Source organism: Paenibacillus massiliensis subsp. panacisoli DSM 21345, assembly GCF_000426545.1.
In the GTDB taxonomy this organism is placed as follows: Bacteria; Bacillota; Bacilli; order Paenibacillales; family Paenibacillaceae; genus Paenibacillus; species Paenibacillus panacisoli.
The window spans coordinates 49,425-69,941 of the sequence record NZ_KE384535.1 but is presented as its reverse complement, the minus strand read 5'-3'; the positions used below and the strand labels follow the sequence as shown (position 1 = coordinate 69,941).

Sequence of the window (20,517 nt, the reverse complement as noted above, 5' to 3'; positions counted from 1 at the left end):
CTTAGGCTTCCTCCTTTCTTGCGCGAGAAGACGGACTGTTGCAGGAGAGATTCACGGTCATGACCACGTGAGATACACTCTCTTGTGTATGAGCGAATGACTGCTCCAGGGTAGCGAACACCCGATTAGCATCACCATCCAGCCTGCTCGCGTAATGCACACCTCCACCGAAGGTTCCATGCTCCTGAGCGATCTCTACAGCTCCGTATATTTTGTTCATATAATCGGCAGTTCCCATCGGGTATAGCGCGAACTGAGCGGCTGTCTGAATAGGGATTGCTGCGCTATTCATCTCATTCATTCGCTGATCATTCTCGGACATGAATACATCCCCCTCTGTATCCCCTGGACAACCGATGGAGAATGTACCATTCAAGACGACATGCTCTCCGCTTTTCGCCGCCTGCAGGAAGATCGCCTTCGTGACATCGAATACATGCTCCATTCGTCCACGTATACAGGTACTAACATCATCCGTCTTACTCCATACTTTGGAAGTGTCTACCTTGTTCAGGGCATCCATGATAATATCCACGAATTGACTGCTCATGGGATACAGTGAGAAGCGACAGCCTACAATTCGACTTGTCCCACATGCTTGTCCCTGTACACTTTGTTGCTGCGTGCTTCCTACAGCCTTGCCGCTCATGATGCTTCCTTCGTTCATTTTGCTCAGCCTCTTTCCCATAGAAGATTCGTTGGAATGCTTCTGTGACAGCTACCCGCACGAAAAAACCGCACGCTGTATGCGTGCGGCTGTACAATGACCTATAGGTAATCTAACACTACATCAATAGCATTAGCCTAATAATTCTGTCAGTCACTGCACTTCCCCACGCTAGTATGATCTAGATCGGGTAAGAAGGGTTAACCACGTCCATTCAGACAGGTCTCTCAGCCAATGAAGGCACCCCTAGTGCATGTCTCATTCAATTGTATTCCAATAGGTAATCATTATACAGGGTTTCCCCTTGTTGTAAAGGAAAAATTAGCAATTAGTACGCCCAGTTCCCTTTACGGAATACCGCTTCCACCGTACCATCCTGTAATTCACCATCAATATCCATCTCAGCTGAGCCAATCATAAAGTCCACATGTGTCAAGCTGACATTGCAGCCACGGCGCAGCAGCTCCTCCTCCGATAGCTCCGTTCCACCCTTCATCGTTCCCGGGTAGGCGCTTCCCAAGGCCAGATGGCAGGATGCATTCTCATCCACACCTGTATTGTAGAAGATACGGTTCAGATTCGAGATTGGCGAGTCGTGAGGAACAAGCGCTACCTCTCCAAGGTACTGCGCACCCTCGTCCGTCGCTAGTAGATTCTTCAGATGCTCCTCACCAGACGCAGCGGAATATTCAACAACCTTACCGTCCTTGAACGTCAGCTTCAATTGCTCCACCAATTGACCATTCAAATTGAGCGGCATGGTACTTGTCACGACACCGTTAACTCCATCACGCTTCGGCATCGTGAAGACCTCTTCGGTCGGCATGTTCGGCACAAAGATATCCCCACGCGCGTTGGGACCACCGCAGGCTCCCCACAGATGCCCTTCAGCCAGCTCGACCTGCAGGTCCGTTCCTGGTGCGCGGAAGTGAAGCTTCTTGTAGTTTTTATCGATTAGCTTGATCTGCATGTCTCTCAGATTAGCCAAATGCTGCTGCCAGTTCTCAATGGCATTTCCCTCGCCTACCCGGTTCATACGGAAGATCGTATCCCACATGACCCGAATCCGGTCGGCTTCAGGAACATCGGCAAAAACCTTATCCGCCCAAGCCTTCGTTGGCGCTTTGATCAGACACCAGCTAATCTTGGAATTACGAGTGTATTCGCTATATTTACGGCGTGCCTTGGCTGCCGCCTTGTTCGCTCTGGATACCTTCGACGAATCAATCCCTTCGAACAGATCAGGATTAGGCACCTTAATGAACAGCGTCGCGCCACCCTCCTCGGCGAATTGCTCCATCATATTGGCCTCCCACTGTGGGTAGAAGTCAAATACCTCATCAGCGCCGTGTTCGAACTTGGCCCTTGCCAGTTCATCATCCTCCAGCTCTACGTGCACATGCTTTGCCCCAGCCTTGTAGGCTTCCTTGACAATGAGTCTTGTCAGTTCCAGTGTCTCCACAGGTGCCGTGACACGCAATGCCTGCCCAGGCTGAATATTAACGCCGACCTTGACGACAAGCTCCGCGTATTGTGCCAGTAGCTGTTCAAAATTTTCCATTACAGCATTCATCTCCGATTCATTAACATAGAATTCAAGGCAAACCTCGCATTCTATCATATCGAACATTTCAAGATTTCGCCAGCAAGACACGTCTGCCTACCGTCATGGCAAGCAGCAGCAAGAGGATTCCAATCCCTGTAGGAAAGCCATATAGCTCAATCCAGCCCAGATGCTCGGGAAGGTCTTTCATGCGTTCATACAGTAGCCCGCCAATAAGCGGTCCCCCGAAGGAGGCAAGCCCCGTCATACTGGAATACATCGCAATGAACATTGGCCGTTCACTCTTGGGCGTATCCCCAATGGTAAAGTTAAAGGCAAGCTGGTTGAACCCACCCACTCCAATGCCGAGAAAAATATGCGAGACGAGCAACACGACAAGCGCCGGTGCAAGCGGCAGTAACAGCCATGACAGGCAGGAAGCAGCGATCAGCGGCAACGTCCAGAAGAGAAGACGCTTATTGCTGTATCGCGCATTCAGGTTCCCCCAAAAGTAAAAGCTGATCATCATTGCAACCGTTTGCACAACCGTGATAATGGATACCTGACTATAGCTAATTTGTAGCAGTTCCAGCATGGCGTAAGAATATAACGGTACAACCAACGTCTGCAGCAGCAGCCAGCTTGCCAGAAAAGCAGATGCGCGCATAAAGCCTGAATCCTGCAGTGGCTTGCGCAGCATAGGTAGGTAAGCGGTTTCTTTAGAGCGTTCAAATGGCAAATCCGGATAAAAGAAAAACGCCACAATATTGGCCACCGCACAAATCCAGATGGGGATAAATAACAGCAAGAACCCTGTCTCACCAGGGTAATGATCCAGCAGCATGCCACCCGAGAATAGACACACACTGCCAAGCGCATTCAGGATCGTATTACGGATACCAAAATGTCTTCCTCTTACTTTGGCGGGAACAATATCGCTAATCATAGATGTCCAGAGCATACCTGATACGGCACTGGCCGAGAAAGCTATAGCATAGACCGTTATATAGACCCCCACCCATAAAGGCTTGGGGAAAATAAAAGGAATCAAGCCCGTGCTTGCCCAAAGGAGTCGATGAACGATGATGAAGCTGATCAGCGTCCATTTTCGGCTACGGATGCGCTGAATGGCATATGCAATATAGAGCTGGCCGATGTTCACAAGTGTCGTGATGGCCAGTACGAAACCGATCTGACTAGACGTCGCCCCCAGATAAAGCAAATACCCTGTCAGGAACGGCCCGCCAAGCAACGTCTGAAAAATCGTCGAGGGAACACCCTCCCATGTAGCAATACGAAGATGACGTCGCTGCTCGGACAGCTTTCTACGCGGCTTCGGACGCTGGGAAGGTCTGTGCTGTGTCAACAGATGTTGAATAACCATACTCTCCTTTGGCCTACAATGCATTCCCTTAGGCATAATAATTCGACTTCTCCCACCTATTCTACTCACGCCCATGCTCGTGTCAATGATCATTATTTATCACTGTATAACACTTTTTTGTCGTAGCTAGCCTTCGCACTTTCACAAGGCTTGGAGCTGCTAATTGATGGATGTATACGTGGTTTCCATTTCAGGGATTCTATATAACGTTGTAGTGCAGAATACCAATAATTCAAGGGGAGTGGTTGTATTGTTCCGATGGATGTCCATCATTTGCTCCATGCTATGCTTATCGTTAATTGCTGTACCGAATAGTGCGGCGACAGCTCCCGTCAAGAAGGACCGCTTCTATTATGAAAATAAAGGCGAGGTCTATTGGGAGGTACGGACAGATCAAAAGCTGATTGCACTAACATTCGATGACGGGCCTGACCCGCAGCAGACTGTTGAGATTCTCGATATCCTGAAGCAATATGATGCGAAGGCAACCTTTTTCGCGGTGGGAGAGAAAATAGCCAAATATCCGGAGATTGCAAAAAGAATTGTTACAGAGGGACACGAGCTTGGCAATCATACATACCATCATAGGATGTTCCGGCTTCCAGCGAATGCAGAGGCAGTGAGAGCTGAGATGGACCAGACCGAGCAGGAGATTGTACGGGCAACTGGTCGCCACTCTTCGCTATTCCGTCCACCAGGCGGTATTTATGATGAGACGATTGTCAATGTGTCGAAGGAAATGGGCCTAACCCCAATCATGTGGTCCTGGCATCAGGATACACACGACTGGAGTAGACCCGGAGTTCCTAAAATTGTTAACAAGGTGCTGAGGAACGCCCGTAACGGCGATATTGTGCTGTTCCATGACTATGTCAGTGGAGGCTCACAGACAACGACGGCCCTGAAGGAAATTTTGCCAGAGCTTCTAAGACAGGGCTATCGGCTGGTAACCGTATCCGAGTTGATTAAGCCACCTATTATTTCTATTCCCGACCCTACTTCAACAGGTTCGTGATGCTTTGCTTGATTTTGTCATTCTGGAACGGCTTCACGATGAAGTCCTTGGCTCCCGCCTTGAAGGCTTCGATGATCACCTCATGCTGGCCCAGTGAGGAGCAGATTAGTACCCTCGCCTCTGGGTCAGCCTTGACGATTTCTCGCACAGCATCAATGCCGTTCATCACAGGCATATTGACATCTGTGGATACAAAGTCAGGCCTCAGTTGTAAATACAAGCTTATCGCTTCACGACCGTTGCTCGCCTCGCCAATAACCTGGTGCCCCATTCCAGTAATAATATCCTTCAGAACATTGCGCATGAACATGGAGTCGTCCACAATAATACAAGTAGCCATTTGTTTTCCCCTTCCGAAAGCCAAAGACAGATAACAAGCACGAAGACTGTAGCCTATCCGTTGGCAGCTGCATATATGCTCAATATCGGAGAAAATGTGGGGAACTTGATAGATAGGCAAAAAACGCGACCGGGGTACGATATTTGTAGGTCTTTGATCTCGGCACCCTGTTCGCGGACCTGCAGAGACGTACACAAATACGTACTCACGGTTCGTCACCTCTCAATCAGCAAGCAGGGATCCATGTGTGAATGCGCATCTGTGCCCCTGACTATTTTCGCGCTGACATGTGATGTCATCCGCCTAAACGACTCACACGTTGATAGGCCTGGATGAAGGCCTTGGGATCATCCCGCACCTGATACGAATAGACACCCGTGCCTGTGTGCAGGTAGAGCAGTCCCCCTTCGCCGAGCTTGCGGTAGGACATATCAAATACCTGACGTAGCGAAAATTCACGATACCGAGTCACGACCCGATCCGTGTACAAATACATGGTACGTTCATCTACAATTGCTTTCTGCTCCAGCCCGTTTACCTCACGCTGTACCTTCTGATAAGCCTGTATCGCTACCCAATCCATCCGTTCACCTCTTTCATGTATGTTCTACCGGTAGCTCTCTGTATATGTTCAAGATTCTTGCTAACAGCCTAGCATATTCCGTCCTTGGTCTCCACTCAGCCGGTTTTAATCTATCTGCTTAAACGCAAACAGACCGCCCGGGTCTCAGCCCTGTGGACGGTCTGTAATTATAGATTATGAAGCCTGCTGTGGTGCAGGCAATGCCTGCTCCTCTGTCGGATACAGTCTGCGGAACCAGATCGACTGCAGCAGCAGGAATGAGCCGCTGACCATCCAGTAGAGCGGCATAGCCGCTGGAGCACTGAACGAGAACACAGCCATCATGAGCGGAGACAGGTAGCCCACTAGTGCAAATTGCTTCCGCTGCTCAGGCGACATACTGGCCTGTGACACCCGAGCCTGGAGCAGATAGATTCCGGCTACGACAATGGCCATGATGATATCTGGCTTGCCAAGCTGGAACCACCAGAAGGAGTGGCTGGATAGCTCCGGCGTCAGACGAATGGCGGTATACATGCCCGAGAGGATCGGCAGCTGAATCAGAATGGGCAAACAGCCGATATTAAGCGGATTGAACTGATGCTCCTTGTAGATCGCCATCATTTCCTGCTGCATTTTCTGTTGACTAGCTGAATCCTTCTTGCTCTCGTACTTCTGCTTGAGGTCGTCCAGCTGTGGCTGCATGGCAGACATCTTCTGCTTCATTCCCTGCTGTGCACGCGCCTGGCGCATCATCAAAGGCAGGAGTGCCAAGCGCACGATCAGTGTAAGCGCGATGATGGATAAACCATAGCTTCCACTGAACCAAGCGGCAAGCTGCTGTAATACTAGGGACAGCGGGTATACGACGTAGTGATTGAAGAACCCTGGTGTCTGGCTGTCAATTTGTGCCGCCTGAGTACCGCAACCGGATAGTAGCATGACTATTGCTAATAAGGCGATAACTCCTAAAATCCGTACCTGAACTGATCGGGATGTGAATCCCTTGAATGACTCCATAATGCTCCTCCTCGTTGAATGTTCTTCTTGAGCTTCAACGAGGTATGACAAGCAGATATATCATCATCCGGAGCTTCTCTACGACGAATGACACGGGATAAATGGCCAGACAACTGACGAATATGAATGCACAGCTGAGGACTGCTGATCGTATCGCTCCACAAGCTGCCACCTTCGTAATCAAGCCAGTACTTCGTCACTCCACAATAAAGATGTGCGATGTAGGCATAGCTGACTGTGCAGATGAGGCCAATGGTGAATATATACGGAATCAAATCATGTAATTCCAGCAAGGGATTCACCTCCTTTCATGTCCCTTCATTGTACCATGCCATGACACAGATCGCACGAGTTGCTGGCGATGACACAACTTCGTCATGATATAGACATTTACTGCCACTGTCGCCGTTTCTCTCCTTTAAATATTCGCTCCAAGCGTGGCTCAACTAACCAGCTCATAGACATGATTAAACGTCCTGATGATAGTAGCAGTGTCAGGAGTAGACCAAGCAGGACCACCAGGACAAGGCTGGGTGCTGAGGCTGCAACAAAATAGGAATAGAACTCAGTAGCCAGCAAGCCTTTTACAACAAACCCATGCAGCAGATAGACATACACCGTATGCTGCCCCTGCTCCGAGATCAAGGGAAGACGACGGGCAGGCACGAGCAGTAACACACAGCCGCCTATAAACGTAGCTACCGCGATATGGAGCAGACGATACAGGCCCGCGTACCATTCGGAATGGCCGAGTGAGCCATAGGAGTAACTGCCATAGAGCCACTGTGCGTTCCAGTCCTGGCCATACCACGCATAGGTCATGTACAGCACGCCAAGAGCTAAGCCTGCCACTAGCCGCATACCTGAGATCCGCAGCCGATCAAGCTTGCTTTTATCCAGCAGGTAGCCTGCCAGAAAAAAAGGAAAAAACACGAGTGTCCGTGAGATGCTCGCATAATATTCCGCATCCGCTGCGTAACCAGCAAGCACAGCAACCACAATGGATAGTGGGAGTGCATACTTTACCTTGACGGCGAACGGCAGCACTGCCTTCCAAATAATCATGCTGAAGAAATACCACATCAGCCAGTAGGGTGTGAAATAGGAAAAGCTGAGCCTGGATGTCCCGAATACAGCGTAATCAAACAAGGAGTACAGGCTCTCAAAAATAAAATAAGGGACCACCAATTGACTGATGACCCTTGTCGTATACTTGGAGTTGTCGATCTGCTTGCTGAAGTAGCCAGATACCATGACAAATAGTGGAATATGAAACGTATAAATTGTCAAATACAAGGGCTGTAGTACCGTATTGTCCGGTAGTGGTTCGATGAGATGGCCGACGACCACAAGCATTACCAGCAGCCACTTCAGATTGTCAAAATAAGCATCCCTCGACTTCATATAATCCCTCCCCGTTCCTGCAGGTGGTCAGAATCGTCGCATGTGTAATAGGCCACATAGTACTGTACAGTACATCTCTGTACTGTGCTGTGCTGTATTTAACCTATCTGCGCACTCTTTACCCCGAAGGAGGGAATATGAACCCGAATATGTCTGATTGTCATTTTTCCATTATTTGTCAATTCAGCAATGCTGCAATGCCGCGTTATCCTGCAGGAAATCTTCATAGGTTACCACGCTACATAAACTAGCAATTCAACAAACCTATCCGCTCTGCTTGTTTGTTCTTCTTGCCAGTTCATTTTTTCCAGTTCTTCTTGCCAGCTCTTCATGTCCTCGTTGTCTCACAGGTCGGTATTCGACTCTTGGATTCACGCTCAGCCCGGTATGCGCAGCATCCGCTCAAGCGCCAACACCGCATCCTCACGAATCGCTTCTGGTACCTGAATAATGCCTACTGGCTGCCCCTTTTCGATCTGCTCCAGTGACCACAGCAGGTGTGGCAGATCAATTCGGTTCATCGTCAGACACGGGCACATGTCCGGGTTCAGCGATTCAATGTGCTGCTCGGGGTGCTCCTGAATGATACGCTGGACAAGATTCATCTCCGTCCCAACAGCCCATTTGCTGCCTGCGGGTGCCTTACGGATCGTATCTATAATATATTTCGTAGAGCCTGCACAATCCGAGAGCGCTACGACCTCACGAGAGCATTCCGGATGAACAATGATTTGCACCTCTGGATCACGCTCACGGATCATTCGAATGTTCTGCACGGTGAACTTCTCATGCACAGAGCAGTGACCCTTCCACAGTATGATCCGCTGCTCATCACGCTGCTGGTCCGCTGTCAGCTCCAGTTCATCTGTGAGCGGATTCCATACAGTCATCTCACCCAGCGGAATGCCTAGATCGAACGCGGTATTGCGACCCAAATGCTGATCCGGCAAGAACAGTATACGTTCCTTCTGCTCCAATGCCCAGCGAAGCACCTTGCTTGCATTCGAAGAGGTCACGGTGGCTCCGCCATGGCGACCGACGAACGCCTTGATCGCAGCCGTCGAGTTCACATAGGTGAGTGGAATGATCGTATCCCCAAAGATCTCCTGCAGCTTAGCCCATGCACGCTCCGTCTGCTCCACATCAGCCATGTCAGCCATCGAGCAGCCTGCTCGCATATCGGGTAAGACGACCGTCTGGTGCTGTCCGGTCAGCATGTCAGCAGTCTCTGCCATGAAGTGCACGCCGCAGAAAACGATATACTCTGCCTCCTGATTCAGTTCGGCCAACTGCGCGAGCTGCAAGGAATCGCCTGTCATATCCGCGAACTGGATAACCTCGTCCTTTTGATAATGATGACCAGGAATCAGCAACTTCGTCCCGAGTCTTTCCTTAATAGCTGTAACTCTTCGTTCCATTTCCTCTACTGACAATGATTTGTAATGCTCAGGCATCATGGCTGCTCTGGACTTTAATGCCTCCAAAATAGACATGTGTCATTCCTCCTCTGAATCTGTAATATCCATGCTAATGTCCAGGCTCTGCACCGAATGAGTCAGGAAGCCAAGTGATATATAATGAACACCCGTGCCTCGGTATGCAGGCAACGTATCCATGGTGATTCCACCGGATGCTTCGGTGACAATATGCTCCGGGGTGAGGGCGGCGAATCTGCGTACACTATCCGGAGAGCAGTTATCGAACATGATAATGTCCGGGCTGGCTGCAATCGCCTCATGTAGCTGCTCCTCTGTCTCAATCTCCACCTCGATATTCATCATATGCCCTGCAGCACTGCGGGCTCGCTCCACCGCCTTGGTGATGGAGCCACAGGCAGCAATGTGATTGTCCTTGATCATAATTCCGTCATACAGACCCTGCCTATGATTGAAGCCTCCGCCTGCACGTACCGCATATTTTTCCAGCATCCTGATACCTGGTGTTGTCTTCCTTGTATCGCAGATACGAATGCTAGGGTCATTAAGGGTACCCACGGCGTGCGCGGTCATTGTCGCAATACCGGACATCCGCTGAATCAGATTCAGGATGACACGTTCTCCGGCCAGCAGTGCGGCAACTGGCCCTTCCATGCTGGCAATACACTCCCCACGGCTAACCCCCTCGCCATCTCGCTTCCGTAATTCAACCTGAATGTTCGGGTCCAGTAGCCTGAAGCCCTCCGTGATGATCTGTCCCCCCGCAAAGATCCCGTTCGATTTGCTATGAATAATGGCTCTACCGTACTGCCCGTCGAAAATGACCTCCGAGGTACAATCACCGCTACCGATATCCTCCAGGTAAAAGGCCTCCAGCATTTTTCTTAGCTGTAAACGTTCCATGTCTCCATGATCCTCTCATTCGTTCTAATCTTGATATCACCTTGCTGGTGAATAATCTGACGTCCCCTCCACGATCCCTGACTGTCTGGAACATCCGTGCGAAAGTGCGCTCCGCGGCTCTCTTCCCGTAGCAGTGCGGACCGAGCGACCATTTTGGCCAGCATCCATAGGTTGGTCAGCTCACGCTCTTCATTTGTGATATTGTGCACATTCTTGAGCATTCTGGGTCTACTATCCAGCCAATTCCTTAGCTGCTCCAGCTCACCCTGGGTACGAGCAATGGATGCATAAGCTGTCATTCGCTGTTGCAGCTCTTGCCTCGTAAGCTCTGGCACCTCAATCATGCGCACTTGCACATTGAAGGGGTCTGAACGGTTGCTTTCCTGCCCTTTTCTTGCCTCACTAGCAGACGATTGGCCGAAATGCCATGCCTCTTCTCCAGCTAAGTGGCGAGCCACTCTTCGGCCTGTGACTAAAGTCTCCAGCAACGAATTGCTGGCCAGTCGGTTGGCCCCATGCAGACCTGTGCAGGCTGCTTCACCGATCGCGTATAACCCTGGCACGGCCGTTGCACCATGCTCATCTGTCACAATGCCACCCATCATGAAGTGCATCCCCGGCGAGACAGGAATTCTTCCTTCCTCCAGTCGAATACCTGCGTGCTCGCAGAGGCTGGCAATGGTCGGAAAACGCTCGCTGAAGCTCGCGCAGTTCCGGATATCCATATAGATCCGATGACCTTCAAGCTGCTCACTCAGCATGATACGTGCCGCAATATCACGGGGAGCCAGATCACCCAGCGGGTGACGCCCTTTCAATATCGCCCGGCCCGTCTCATCAACCAGTGTACCGCCCTCTCCTCGTACGGCCTCCGACACCAGGCCATAGCATGTGCCTTCATGCACTAGCAAAGTCGGATGAAATTGCATGAATTCCAGATCAGCCAGTGCTGCGCCTGCCCAGTAGGCCATTAGCAGCCCATCTCCCGTCACCGTCTTATCATTAGTGTGACAGGCATACAGCTCCCCGCAGCCCCCAGCTGCAATGACCACCGCATCCGCCGCATAGGAGTCAACATTACCTTCGCGGTCCTTCGCAAGAACACCCTTGCAGTGGCCTGCCTCATCGAGCAGCAGCTCCAGTGCCGTGGTGTGCTCAAGCAGCTCAACCTGCCGCCGCAGACGAAGCTGCAAATACTCCACGAGACGACGCCCGGTAGCATCTCCTCCGGCATGGAAGATCCGATGTGCCGAATGGGCTCCTTCCCTCCCTAATTTCACACTCCCCAGCTCATCTCGATCAAAGGGAAAATCCTGAGCCAGTAGCTCCTCCACGATCACTTTCCCTTCATGAATGATCTCCGTCACAGCACGTACATCATTATGACCGCATCCGGCCGTTAGCGTATCTTGTATGTGGGCCTGCACTGTATCTTCTTCAGCATAAGAGGTTGCGATCCCGCCTTGAGCGAGTGCAGAATTACTGCGGCCTACGGCAGCCTTCGTCATCACCGTCAGATGGATGTGCTCCGGCAAAGCCGTTGCCAGCGACAAGGCTGCCGCTCCTGATCCAATGATGATTATCTTGCGTTGCGGTTGGTGCAATACACTCACCCCTCAATGTCATTACATGTGTCTTGACACCTATCTTTACACAACAATACAATTAGCACAAGAGTTTTGTTGAACGAAAAGGAGATTTCATATGACCTATTTGGACTTTGCGGCAACGACACCCATGAGTGAGGAAGCATTGGAGACCTATCGAACGGTCAGTCTTGAGGTGTATGGCAATACGCGCAGTCTTCACGATACAGGTGGGCAAGCACAGCACATCGTGGATTACTGCCGAGCCAAGCTTGGGGAACTTCTGTGCGCGGAGACAGAAGGTATTTACTTTACTAGTGGGGGGACGGAGTCGAATCATCTCATCATTCAAAGCCTGCTCCAAGGGCTCCCTCCCTCACGTCGCCATTTCATCACTACGTCGGTGGAACATGCTTCCATCCGCAGCCTGACTCAATACTTAACAGGGATAGGCTATGAGGTTACGATTGTGGAGCCAGATCGGAGGGGCCTGATTACTCCTGAGGCTCTAATGTCTCATTTACGGGACAATACAGGGCTAGTATCCATTCAGCATGCCAATTCAGAGACGGGCATAGTCCAGCGCCTGGCCGATCTCTCGTCTTTATTGAAGAAACGTGGAATTATACTGCATACAGATGCTGTACAGAGCTTCGGCAAAATACCGATCAATGTGCAGGAGCTAGGTGTGGATGCACTCTCCATCTCCAGCCACAAAATATACGGACCCAAGGGAGTAGGCGCCGCTTACATTCGCCCAGGTGTACACTGGAGACCGGTGTTTCCTGGTACGAATCACGAAGGTGGCTTTCGTCCAGGGACGGTCAATACACCGGGGATTGCAGCATTTGTGACTGCAGCGGAAGCGTTAATGCCCCACATCGAACAGCTAGGCAGGGACTATGAGGAGCTACGTACCCTCTTCTTCCGTAAGGCACGCGAACGCGGCCTTCCTCTACAGCCTGTCGCTCATCCTGCTCACACAGAGAGCAACGCTGGCGACAACACGGACGACAACGCCGGGAGCAACTATGCTGCTGATCAAAGACATGGACCTGAGCATGGGAATCAGCTTGAGCATGAACTCAAGCACAAGGATGAACAGAAGCACGAGCATGAATATGAACTTGAGAGCGAGCATGACCTGCAACATGAGAGCATTCACGCGCCTGCTAATCCGGGAATGAACAATAGTCTCACAGAGCAGACTCTGCTCGTGGTGACGTCTCCAGTCCCTCTCGTTCCCCACATTGCAGGGTTCTACTATTACGGATATGAAGCGCAGTATGTTATGCTAGAATGTAACCGTAAAGGAATTTGTGTATCCACGGGAAGCGCCTGTGCATCAGGGTATCAGGAGCCTTCACCAAGCATTACAGCTCTTGCAGGTCCTCCCGAGAATGCGCTTCACTTCCTGCGTATGTCTATGGGCAGAACAACTACGGCAGAAGACATTTATAGACTGCTGGATGTTCTGGAGGACCTCACTAATAGACGTGGGAATAGACCAGAGAGGGGAAGTACAATTGACTGAAAATTCTGCACACGACGTAGAGCCACATGCAGCTAATCATAGCGTGAGAAACAACGCCACAAATGCGAGCAGTATTACGAATCAAAGCGTGAATCAAAGTACGACTAAAATGATGAATCAAGCAACGGCTCAGAGCACACCAAGGAATGCTCTGAACAACACACCTCAATCTTCTGACCATGACACCACTGGTGCGGAATCCGGAGCTCCGGACAACACAGAGTTGACCCGGCTGACTGGGGCCGAAAGACGTGAGCAGCTGCTACAGTGGCTCAAGAAGGATTCTCCTCTGACCGGAAATGAGCTGGCCCAGCGGGCCTCCGTGTCCAGACAAGTGATTGTGCAGGATATCTCCCTGCTGAAGGCAAGAAATGAACCCGTGATGGCGACGAGCCAAGGCTATATTTACATGGGACAGCCTGAGCTGACAGCACAGCGGTTCGAGCGTATTGTCGCTGTCCAGCATGGGCCCGAGCGTACCGAAGAGGAGCTGAATCTGATTGTGGATCTAGGTGTCACTGTTCAGGATGTTATCGTCGAGCACCCAGTCTATGGTGAATTGGTCGCACCGATCCGAGTCAGTACGAGACAGCAGGTACAGGGCTTCCTTCAGAAAATCCGCTCCACGCAGGCAGCCTATCTATCCGAGTTGACTAACGGCATCCACCTGCATACGCTCTCAGCCACCGACCCTGTACTCATTGACGAAGCCTACACAGTGCTCCTGCAAGCAGGATTTCTGATATCCGACACCGATGATTAGCCCCGTAAGGCCATATGTGTGACTGATACGTGACTGATACGTAACTGATACGCAACTGATAAACACCTGAAATGTAAAAACAGCCCTGCATCGTAGGTGTGCTCGCATTGAGCATCTACGTTCGCGGGGCTGTCGTCTGTACAATCCGTGGTATGAGAATGTAGTTTACTCGGCTGGTGGTGTGAAAGAGCGTGTCGCAAATTCAGCATCCAGCGCATAGAAAGCATTACTGTCCTGCTCGATGCGCTTCAGCTTGGAGATGATGCCGTCGAACAATGCTTCTTCCTCTACCTGCTCATCAATGAACCATTTCAGGAAATACATCGTAGCATGCTCGCGCTCATCCAACGCCAAGTCAGCCAAATTATAGAATCGCTTTGTGTTCTGCTGCTCATGCGCATAGCCGTGCTCGAATACGTCCAGCATGGACTTGTATTCATTTTGCGGGTCCGGCATGGAAGTCAGTGTCGCACGACGGTTACGATCATTCAAGAAGCGATACAGCTTCATTGCATGAAAGCGTTCTTCCTCTGCTTGTACCAAGAAGAAATTAGCAAACCCCTCCAGGCTTTCGCTGGAGCAGTAGGCTGCCATGGCCATATAGACATGAGCGGAATAGAATTCAAAATTCATTTGCTCATTCAGAGCTTCTGCGAGTCCTTCTCTCATAATTATCACCTCAAGTAGAATATGTAGTTCAGCATCCGGCATATGAAGGACAGCAGGCACGTAGCTCCACAGGCCTCAACCATATGTCAGCTGTGAGTAACCACATTGTACCACAAGCGCTACCAGCCAGCTAGCATTCGACATCCACAGCAATTCGGGTGTATTTATGATACAATCACAGACGGTAGATCATGGTATAGCACGATCTTGTACAGAACAAATCATTAGGATTAGGGACATACCCCTAACGATGGAGGACACATGTTAACTTTTGCCGACAAAATTGAACTGCTGCAAACCTTTCCTGAGCTGACACGACGGGACGTCTCGCTGGGAAGAGTCAACTTCCACTATGAAGACAGCATTTATGAAAAGACGATCGTAGCTTATCACATTCATCCGAATGGAAACGGCTTTGTATATGCCGGTCAGTTGAACGGCTATGATACGAATGATAAAGGTATGGTGAACATTCGAGATTTTACTGCTGATGCGCTGAGACAGCTGATCGCAGCGTCCATAGCCTCACTCTCGGGCAAGCCGATTGCAGAGGACAGCTTGTCCACGGGACTGAACGCCTCTTCCGAGTCTGGTACAGGAGCGGACGAGCTGACAGCACAAGAAAGCAATGGGGATGTCGAGATCTGGATGGACGACGAGGGTCATACCTTAACACTGAGCTGTGAGGATGGGCTGTGGTTGATCCAGGCAGGACTTCAGCTAGAGATGGCAGCAGAATCCCGAGAAGAAGCCGAGGAATATTTGCAGGAGGAAGGCTTCTCACCAAAACGCTAGACTGAAGCTGAGCCTACATATGATTTTTGATCGCTAATACACGGGCTGATGGATAGTGATCGCTGGAACACTGCGTTAACCCCATAGTTTGTTCATAATATCTTGTACAAACCAAAAATCCCCTGTGCCAGGCTATGCAATGAACACATGTCTGGACAGGGGATTTTTGTGATAAGCGGATTTGTCGCCAAAAATACTGCTGCCCTATCCCTTCGCAGCCAACCGTACCCGCTCCCGAATCTCATCAATATATGCTTTGGATGCAGCCATTCGGCCCGGATTCGCTTCTTCCATGATGATATAAGCCTCCGGCTTGTACTGATGCAGCAGCTCCAGATACAGCTCATAATTCATGCTGCCCAGCCCTGCAGCAACCGTCTCGATTCCCTGCTCGCCAGCGGTCTTATCCGTGAGAATGCGATCCTTCGCATGACCAGCGACTATGCGGTCACCCAGCAGGTCGAAGGCTTCACGAATCACATCATCCTGCCTGCTCATATTGTCAGCGGTCAGCAGATTACCTGGGTCGATGACGACCCCGATCTGGGAGGTAGGGACCTCCTGCAGCAGTTGATGTAATTCCTTCGCTGTACCGACCAGATGATCGTTAGCTGCCTCAATCCCGACAATTACTCCCCAGCGCTCGGCTTCCTCAACCAGTTCCTCCACCGTTGCCTTCAACACCTTCCAGTCCTCATCCCTGTCGTCTCCAGCCGTGGGTTTGCCTGTCTCAAATGCAACAATGGGTGCCCCCAGCATAGGTGCATAACGGATGAGCTCCTTACAGCGCTCAATATTTTCACGCAGTGCTTCCCGATCTCTCTGAAAAAAATGAAGATAACAACCCAAAATAGATATACGGACTCCTTCCTTCTGGAATGCGTCCGCCATGGACAATGCCAGTCCTGGGCTGAACTTGCCAGGCTTGCTGAAATCCACATCGTTCACGGCTTTCCAGAGCGCTAGCTGAATATGAGTAAAGCCTGCTCCTCCAACTCTCGCTGCCAATTCCCGATACGAATGTGTTCCGAATAAATGCGCAAGTACTCCGACTGTCATGCTCATCTTCCTCTCTCATTTTTCATAGTGAACACTCAACTTCCTGAAGCTCGCTTAGGCAGCCTCTCTTAGTTGAAGACATAGCGCTGCTTATAGGCTGCAATAGCCTCATGTCACCGCAAGGGCTTTGCCAGCAACAACAATTCTATGACCGAAAGGCTCCACAGCAAATGATGCTTGATACATTACCGCCAATATGCTCTGCTGCAGACCTATCCCTAAAGTAACCTATAATTCCTGATGAGGGTGAGGCCGGCGCGGTAAAGGACGGTTTTGTGATCAAAAAGAGCGGATAAATGATGATATTCGGGCCGTAAATCACCAAATTCCACATTGCAAAACGGCAAGGGAGTGATTATGATAAGAGCATAATTTATATAAATATTATTAACGTAATGGTTTTGTTACCAAAGTGGTCTATGCTACCAACGAACTGCATTAATGAACTGCATCAACGAATTAACTCATTTAATTACATTATCATCTTCTCTTATCAACCTGCCACTCGCCACTTCCTGTAACCGTTTTCTACTTTATTATGGAATACTTGACCACCACAATCAAGAAATCGTTATTAAAGGAGCTGCTGAAGGATGAACAAGCTAATTGTAAATGCTGACATTACCAAAGGAATCATTGATCGTAATCTGTATGGACATTTCGCTGAGCACTTGGGACGCTGCATCTACGAAGGGATCTGGGTAGGTCACGATTCACCAATTCCTAATGTAGATGGGATGCGTACCGATGTCATTGAGGCACTGCGCGCCCTTGACATTCCGGTGCTGCGCTGGCCGGGTGGATGCTTCGCTGATGCGTACCTGTGGAAGGATGGAATCGGTCCTTATGAGCAACGCAAGCGGATGATCAACATTCATTGGGGCGGAGTCGTGGAGAATAATCATTTCGGCACGCATGAATTTCTTCAATTCTGCGAGTTGATTGGTGCCGAGCCTTATATTGCCGGGAATGTGGGCAGCGGAACGGTACGCGAGATGGCCGAATGGGTGGAGTACATGACATTCGATGGGGAATCCCCGATGACGGATTGGCGCAAGGCGAATGGTCGTGAGGAGCCCTGGAAGCTGAAATATTTCGGAGTTGGTAATGAGAACTGGGGCTGCGGTGGCAATATGCGACCGGAATATTATGCCGACTTGTATCGTCACTATGCTTCCTACGTCAGAGATTACGGACCTGAGAAAGTCTATAAAATTGCTTGTGGTCCTAACTCAGATAATTATGAGTGGACCGATGTGCTCATGCGTCAGGCCGGAACGATGTTCGATGGGCTTAGCCTGCACTACTATACTCTTCCGACCAATAGTTGGGTAGGCTCCAAGGGCTCCTCCACCGAGTTTGACGAGCACATGTGGTTCAAGACGCTCAAGAACACCCTCTACATGGAAGAGCTAATCGTACGACACGATGCGGTGATGAGCAAATATGACCCCGAGAAGCGTGTGGCCTTGATCGTTGACGAATGGGGCACCTGGTATGACGTGGAGCCAGGCACGAATCCAGGCTTCCTGTACCAGCAGAACACCCAGCGTGATGCGCTCGTAGCAGCGATTAACCTGAACATTTTCCACCAGCATAATGATCGTGTGAAAATGGCCAACATCGCCCAGCTCGTCAATGTGTTGCAGGCTGTCATCCTCACCGAGGGCGGACGTATGCTGCTAACGCCAACATATCATATTCTTCATATGTACAAGGTTCACCAAGACGCAGAGCGCCTCGATACGGTCCTGGAATCCTCCGCCTATGAGATGGAGGGCGAATCCATTGATCAGATTAGTGCCTCAGCCTCCAGAGATGCGGAGGGTCGCATCCACCTGTCACTATGCAATCTGCACCATGCCGATGCTACAGAGCTGCGCTGTGATCTGCGAGGAAGCGCCGCCAGCATCATCGGTGGAACGATCGTTCAGGCTGATACCCTGCAGGCACATAACACGTTCACTGAGCCCGAGCGAGTCACACCTGCCGAGTTCACTGCCTTCCGTCGTGAGGAGGATCAATGGGTCATTACGCTACCAGCCGCCTCCGTCGTCACCCTCCGCCTTCAGGAGCAGGGGTGAATATGAGCACACGCCATCCGAATACCGATGTATCCACCATTTGCAAGGGATGCACTGCCAGCGTGCATCTCTCCGCAGAGGACATTGAGACTCTCTTCGGCAAGATGAACGTCAAGGAGGTCAAGGTAGTAGATGAGAGCCAGTATGAACAGCGCATGCAGGCCTGCCAGGGCTGCGAAGCCTTTCAATTCGGCACCACCTGCCGTTGGTGTGGCTGTCTGATGCATATTAAGGCAAAGCTTCAGGCTGCCTATTGTCCGGCACCGGATGGAAGTCGCTGGTAGGCATAAATATATTCAAATTGACCGTTAAAGGAGACTCGATCTCATGACGCTTCAACAAGTCGCCCCGGTGCCACCGCTGGGCTGGAACAGTTGGGATTGCTATGGTGCAGCCGTTACGGAAGCAGAAGTGCGGGCCAATGCCGAATATATGGCTGATCAGCTCAAGGAGTACGGCTGGGAGTATGTCGTTGTAGATATCCAATGGTACGAGCCCGGAGCCGTATCCTCTGCTTATCGCCCATTCGTACCACTAGAGATGGATGCCTACTCCCGCCTCATGCCAGCAGAGAATCGTTTTCCCTCTGCGGCGGGTGGTGTCGGCTTCGCTCCTCTGGCTGATTACATCCATAGTCTGGGTCTCAAATTCGGAATTCATATTATGCGTGGAATTCCGAGACAGGCCGCGCACGCCGCGACACCAATCCTCGGTACCACCGCTACCGCGAGGGATATCGCACATACCAACTCCATCTGTCCATGGAATACCGACATGTATGGGGTAAATGCCGACAAGGATGGAGCGCAAGCGTATTACAACTCTTTGTTCGAGCTCTATGCATCATGGGGTGTCGACTTCGTCAAGGTAGACGATATTGCTGCCTCCAAGCTATACGACACCCATCTGTCAGAGATTGAGCTCATCCGCAAAGCAATTGACCAGTGCGGGCGACCTATGGTGCTGAGCTTGTCTCCCGGCCCTGCGCCCATACAGTATGCCGAAGCGCTGGCAGCTTATGCGAATATGTGGCGGCTCACAGATGATTTCTGGGACCAGTGGCCGCAACTGTTGGATATGTTCGATCGTTGCGAGACGTGGCAAGGAATCTCTGGCGATGGGGCATGGCCTGACTGTGATATGCTGCCACTCGGACATATTGGTATCCGCTCCGTGGATGGCGGCGGGTCAGACCGCTGGACCCGATTTACCCGTGACGAGCAATTGACGATGATGACGCTATGGGGCATCTTCCGCTCTCCCCTCTTCTTCGGCGGTGAGCTGCGGGACAATGACGATTGGACCTTGGCGCTACTGACGAACCGTGAGATGCTTCAGATGCATAGCACAAGCAGCAATGCACGCCTGATCCGGCGTGATCAGCATGAAGTCATATGGGGAGCTGACGGTGCAAAGGGCGAAAGCTATGCCGCTCTGTTCAACATAGGTGAGCTGGAGCAGCACATCTCTGTCACAGCAGAACAACTGGGCCTCGCTGGACTCTGCCAAGCACGGGAGCTATGGTCAGGACAGTCGCTAGAGGCTGGCGCGGATGGCTCTTACACGCTGCGAGTGCCTTCACATGGAGCTGCACTGATCCGCTTCGACTCTAATTGATGATTTTACGTAGTGCGCTGACTATGTCTTGTCTAAATTAACACGGAAGTCCGATGCCCACTTTATGAGGGTCATCGGACTTTTCTACGTATTTCGTACCATATTATTCTTACTATGTTATCCATACTATGTTATT

Annotated in this window: 20 protein-coding genes and 1 riboswitch; of the genes, 7 read left to right on the top strand and 13 right to left on the bottom strand. The window is 50.8% G+C overall.

The genetic code is table 11. The annotated features are described in order from the left end of the window. Position 1: 1 nt before the first annotated feature. The 3 genes from K331_RS0125955 to K331_RS0125945 form a co-directional block, all read right to left on the bottom strand. Complete coding sequence (locus K331_RS0125955; protein ID WP_051290065.1) at positions 2–649, bottom strand: YkoF family thiamine/hydroxymethylpyrimidine-binding protein; 648 nt, start codon at positions 647–649, stop codon at positions 2–4. Between the two features lie 164 nt (positions 650–813). After that, positions 814–925, bottom strand: a riboswitch (TPP riboswitch). Positions 926–995: 70 nt separating this feature from the next. Further along, complete coding sequence (locus K331_RS0125950; protein WP_028592542.1) at positions 996–2,228, bottom strand: aminopeptidase; 1,233 nt, start codon at positions 2,226–2,228, stop codon at positions 996–998. Positions 2,229–2,298: 70 nt separating this feature from the next. Next, positions 2,299–3,594 (bottom strand): MFS transporter, encoded by a 1,296-nt coding sequence (locus K331_RS0125945; protein ID WP_051290052.1) that lies wholly within the window; start codon positions 3,592–3,594, stop codon positions 2,299–2,301. 262 nt (positions 3,595–3,856) lie between these two features. On the opposite strand from K331_RS0125945, the gene K331_RS0125940 reads away from it, so the two are divergent. Beyond that, positions 3,857–4,609 (top strand): polysaccharide deacetylase family protein, encoded by a 753-nt coding sequence (locus tag K331_RS0125940; RefSeq protein ID WP_036636002.1) that lies wholly within the window; start codon positions 3,857–3,859, stop codon positions 4,607–4,609. Here K331_RS0125940 and K331_RS0125935 read toward each other — a convergent pair. From K331_RS0125935 to nadB, 8 genes are all read right to left on the bottom strand, one after another. After that, positions 4,590–4,949: a response regulator gene (locus K331_RS0125935; protein ID WP_018883020.1), complete on the bottom strand. Its 360-nt coding sequence runs from the start codon at positions 4,947–4,949 to the stop codon at positions 4,590–4,592. The two genes, K331_RS0125940 and K331_RS0125935, sit on opposite strands and share 20 nt — an antisense overlap. A gap of 295 nt (positions 4,950–5,244) precedes the next feature. Further along, positions 5,245–5,532, bottom strand: coding sequence for a hypothetical protein (locus tag K331_RS0125930; protein WP_028592539.1), 288 nt, complete (start codon positions 5,530–5,532; stop codon positions 5,245–5,247). A gap of 174 nt (positions 5,533–5,706) precedes the next feature. Continuing rightward, positions 5,707–6,531: a membrane protein insertase YidC gene (gene yidC / locus K331_RS0125925; protein WP_028592538.1), complete on the bottom strand. Its 825-nt coding sequence runs from the start codon at positions 6,529–6,531 to the stop codon at positions 5,707–5,709. Beyond that, positions 6,480–6,824 (bottom strand): hypothetical protein, encoded by a 345-nt coding sequence (locus K331_RS30625; protein ID WP_051290051.1) that lies wholly within the window; start codon positions 6,822–6,824, stop codon positions 6,480–6,482. The genes yidC and K331_RS30625 overlap by 52 nt, the downstream gene beginning before the upstream one ends. A 97-nt stretch (positions 6,825–6,921) precedes the next feature. Continuing rightward, positions 6,922–7,935: an acyltransferase family protein gene (locus K331_RS0125915; protein ID WP_028592537.1), complete on the bottom strand. Its 1,014-nt coding sequence runs from the start codon at positions 7,933–7,935 to the stop codon at positions 6,922–6,924. Positions 7,936–8,312: 377 nt separating this feature from the next. Further along, positions 8,313–9,428, bottom strand: coding sequence for a quinolinate synthase NadA (nadA, locus tag K331_RS0125910; RefSeq protein ID WP_028592536.1), 1,116 nt, complete (start codon positions 9,426–9,428; stop codon positions 8,313–8,315). Between the two features lie 3 nt (positions 9,429–9,431). Further along, on the bottom strand, positions 9,432–10,274 hold the full coding sequence (nadC, locus tag K331_RS0125905; RefSeq protein WP_028592535.1) for a carboxylating nicotinate-nucleotide diphosphorylase: 843 nt from the start codon (positions 10,272–10,274) through the stop codon (positions 9,432–9,434). Further along, positions 10,256–11,887: an L-aspartate oxidase gene (gene nadB / locus K331_RS0125900; RefSeq protein WP_226383695.1), complete on the bottom strand. Its 1,632-nt coding sequence runs from the start codon at positions 11,885–11,887 to the stop codon at positions 10,256–10,258. The genes nadC and nadB overlap by 19 nt, the downstream gene beginning before the upstream one ends. Positions 11,888–11,978: 91 nt before the next feature. Here nadB and K331_RS33075 point away from each other — a divergent pair, with 91 nt between their 5' ends. Together K331_RS33075 and K331_RS0125890 are read left to right on the top strand one after the other, a co-directional pair. After that, positions 11,979–13,394, top strand: coding sequence for an IscS subfamily cysteine desulfurase (locus K331_RS33075; RefSeq protein WP_084165582.1), 1,416 nt, complete (start codon positions 11,979–11,981; stop codon positions 13,392–13,394). Positions 13,395–13,617: 223 nt separating this feature from the next. Beyond that, complete coding sequence (locus tag K331_RS0125890; RefSeq protein WP_028592533.1) at positions 13,618–14,157, top strand: transcription repressor NadR; 540 nt, start codon at positions 13,618–13,620, stop codon at positions 14,155–14,157. A 165-nt stretch (positions 14,158–14,322) separates the two neighbouring features. Here the strand turns inward: K331_RS0125890 and K331_RS0125885 are convergent, their stop codons facing one another. After that, on the bottom strand, positions 14,323–14,826 hold the full coding sequence (locus K331_RS0125885) for a ferritin (RefSeq protein ID WP_025681031.1): 504 nt from the start codon (positions 14,824–14,826) through the stop codon (positions 14,323–14,325). Between the two features lie 261 nt (positions 14,827–15,087). On the opposite strand from K331_RS0125885, the gene K331_RS0125880 reads away from it, so the two are divergent. Continuing rightward, the gene (locus K331_RS0125880; protein WP_028592532.1) at positions 15,088–15,621 is read left to right on the top strand and encodes a hypothetical protein; all 534 of its coding nucleotides are present in this window, start codon (positions 15,088–15,090) and stop codon (positions 15,619–15,621) included. Between the two features lie 204 nt (positions 15,622–15,825). Here the strand turns inward: K331_RS0125880 and K331_RS0125875 are convergent, their stop codons facing one another. Further along, positions 15,826–16,680, bottom strand: a complete 855-nt coding sequence (locus tag K331_RS0125875; protein WP_028592531.1) for a sugar phosphate isomerase/epimerase family protein — start codon at positions 16,678–16,680, stop codon at positions 15,826–15,828. Between the two features lie 593 nt (positions 16,681–17,273). Between K331_RS0125875 and K331_RS0125870 the strand changes: the two genes are divergently transcribed. From K331_RS0125870 to K331_RS0125860, 3 genes are read left to right on the top strand one after another with little or no spacing between them, the layout of a single operon-like run. Then, on the top strand, positions 17,274–18,764 hold the full coding sequence (locus K331_RS0125870) for an alpha-N-arabinofuranosidase (RefSeq protein WP_028592530.1): 1,491 nt from the start codon (positions 17,274–17,276) through the stop codon (positions 18,762–18,764). Between the two features lie 2 nt (positions 18,765–18,766). Further along, a complete protein-coding gene (locus tag K331_RS30615; RefSeq protein ID WP_018883033.1) occupies positions 18,767–19,048 on the top strand; it encodes a DUF6171 family protein in 282 nt (93 codons plus the stop codon). 43 nt (positions 19,049–19,091) lie between these two features. Then, positions 19,092–20,381, top strand: a complete 1,290-nt coding sequence (locus K331_RS0125860; RefSeq protein ID WP_028592529.1) for a glycoside hydrolase family 27 protein — start codon at positions 19,092–19,094, stop codon at positions 20,379–20,381. Positions 20,382–20,517: the final 136 nt, after the last annotated feature.

Excerpts from the sequence above, each read along its gene's own strand:
- K331_RS0125955 (WP_051290065.1), bottom strand. The coding sequence starts at position 649 with ATGAGCGGCAAGGCTGTAGGAAGCACGCAGCAACAAAGTGTACAGGGA.
- K331_RS0125950 (WP_028592542.1), bottom strand. The coding sequence starts at position 2,228 with ATGGAAAATTTTGAACAGCTACTGGCACAATACGCGGAGCTTGTCGTC.
- K331_RS0125945 (WP_051290052.1), bottom strand. The coding sequence starts at position 3,594 with ATGGTTATTCAACATCTGTTGACACAGCACAGACCTTCCCAGCGTCCG.
- K331_RS0125940 (WP_036636002.1), top strand. The coding sequence starts at position 3,857 with ATGTCCATCATTTGCTCCATGCTATGCTTATCGTTAATTGCTGTACCG.
- K331_RS0125935 (WP_018883020.1), bottom strand. The coding sequence starts at position 4,949 with ATGGCTACTTGTATTATTGTGGACGACTCCATGTTCATGCGCAATGTT.
- K331_RS0125930 (WP_028592539.1), bottom strand. The coding sequence starts at position 5,532 with ATGGATTGGGTAGCGATACAGGCTTATCAGAAGGTACAGCGTGAGGTA.
- yidC (WP_028592538.1), bottom strand. The coding sequence starts at position 6,531 with ATGGAGTCATTCAAGGGATTCACATCCCGATCAGTTCAGGTACGGATT.
- K331_RS0125915 (WP_028592537.1), bottom strand. The coding sequence starts at position 7,935 with ATGAAGTCGAGGGATGCTTATTTTGACAATCTGAAGTGGCTGCTGGTA.
- nadA (WP_028592536.1), bottom strand. The coding sequence starts at position 9,428 with ATGTCTATTTTGGAGGCATTAAAGTCCAGAGCAGCCATGATGCCTGAG.
- nadC (WP_028592535.1), bottom strand. The coding sequence starts at position 10,274 with ATGGAACGTTTACAGCTAAGAAAAATGCTGGAGGCCTTTTACCTGGAG.
- K331_RS33075 (WP_084165582.1), top strand. The coding sequence starts at position 11,979 with ATGACCTATTTGGACTTTGCGGCAACGACACCCATGAGTGAGGAAGCA.
- K331_RS0125885 (WP_025681031.1), bottom strand. The coding sequence starts at position 14,826 with ATGAGAGAAGGACTCGCAGAAGCTCTGAATGAGCAAATGAATTTTGAA.
- K331_RS0125880 (WP_028592532.1), top strand. The coding sequence starts at position 15,088 with ATGTTAACTTTTGCCGACAAAATTGAACTGCTGCAAACCTTTCCTGAG.
- K331_RS0125875 (WP_028592531.1), bottom strand. The coding sequence starts at position 16,680 with ATGACAGTCGGAGTACTTGCGCATTTATTCGGAACACATTCGTATCGG.
- K331_RS0125870 (WP_028592530.1), top strand. The coding sequence starts at position 17,274 with ATGAACAAGCTAATTGTAAATGCTGACATTACCAAAGGAATCATTGAT.
- K331_RS30615 (WP_018883033.1), top strand. The coding sequence starts at position 18,767 with ATGAGCACACGCCATCCGAATACCGATGTATCCACCATTTGCAAGGGA.
- K331_RS0125860 (WP_028592529.1), top strand. The coding sequence starts at position 19,092 with ATGACGCTTCAACAAGTCGCCCCGGTGCCACCGCTGGGCTGGAACAGT.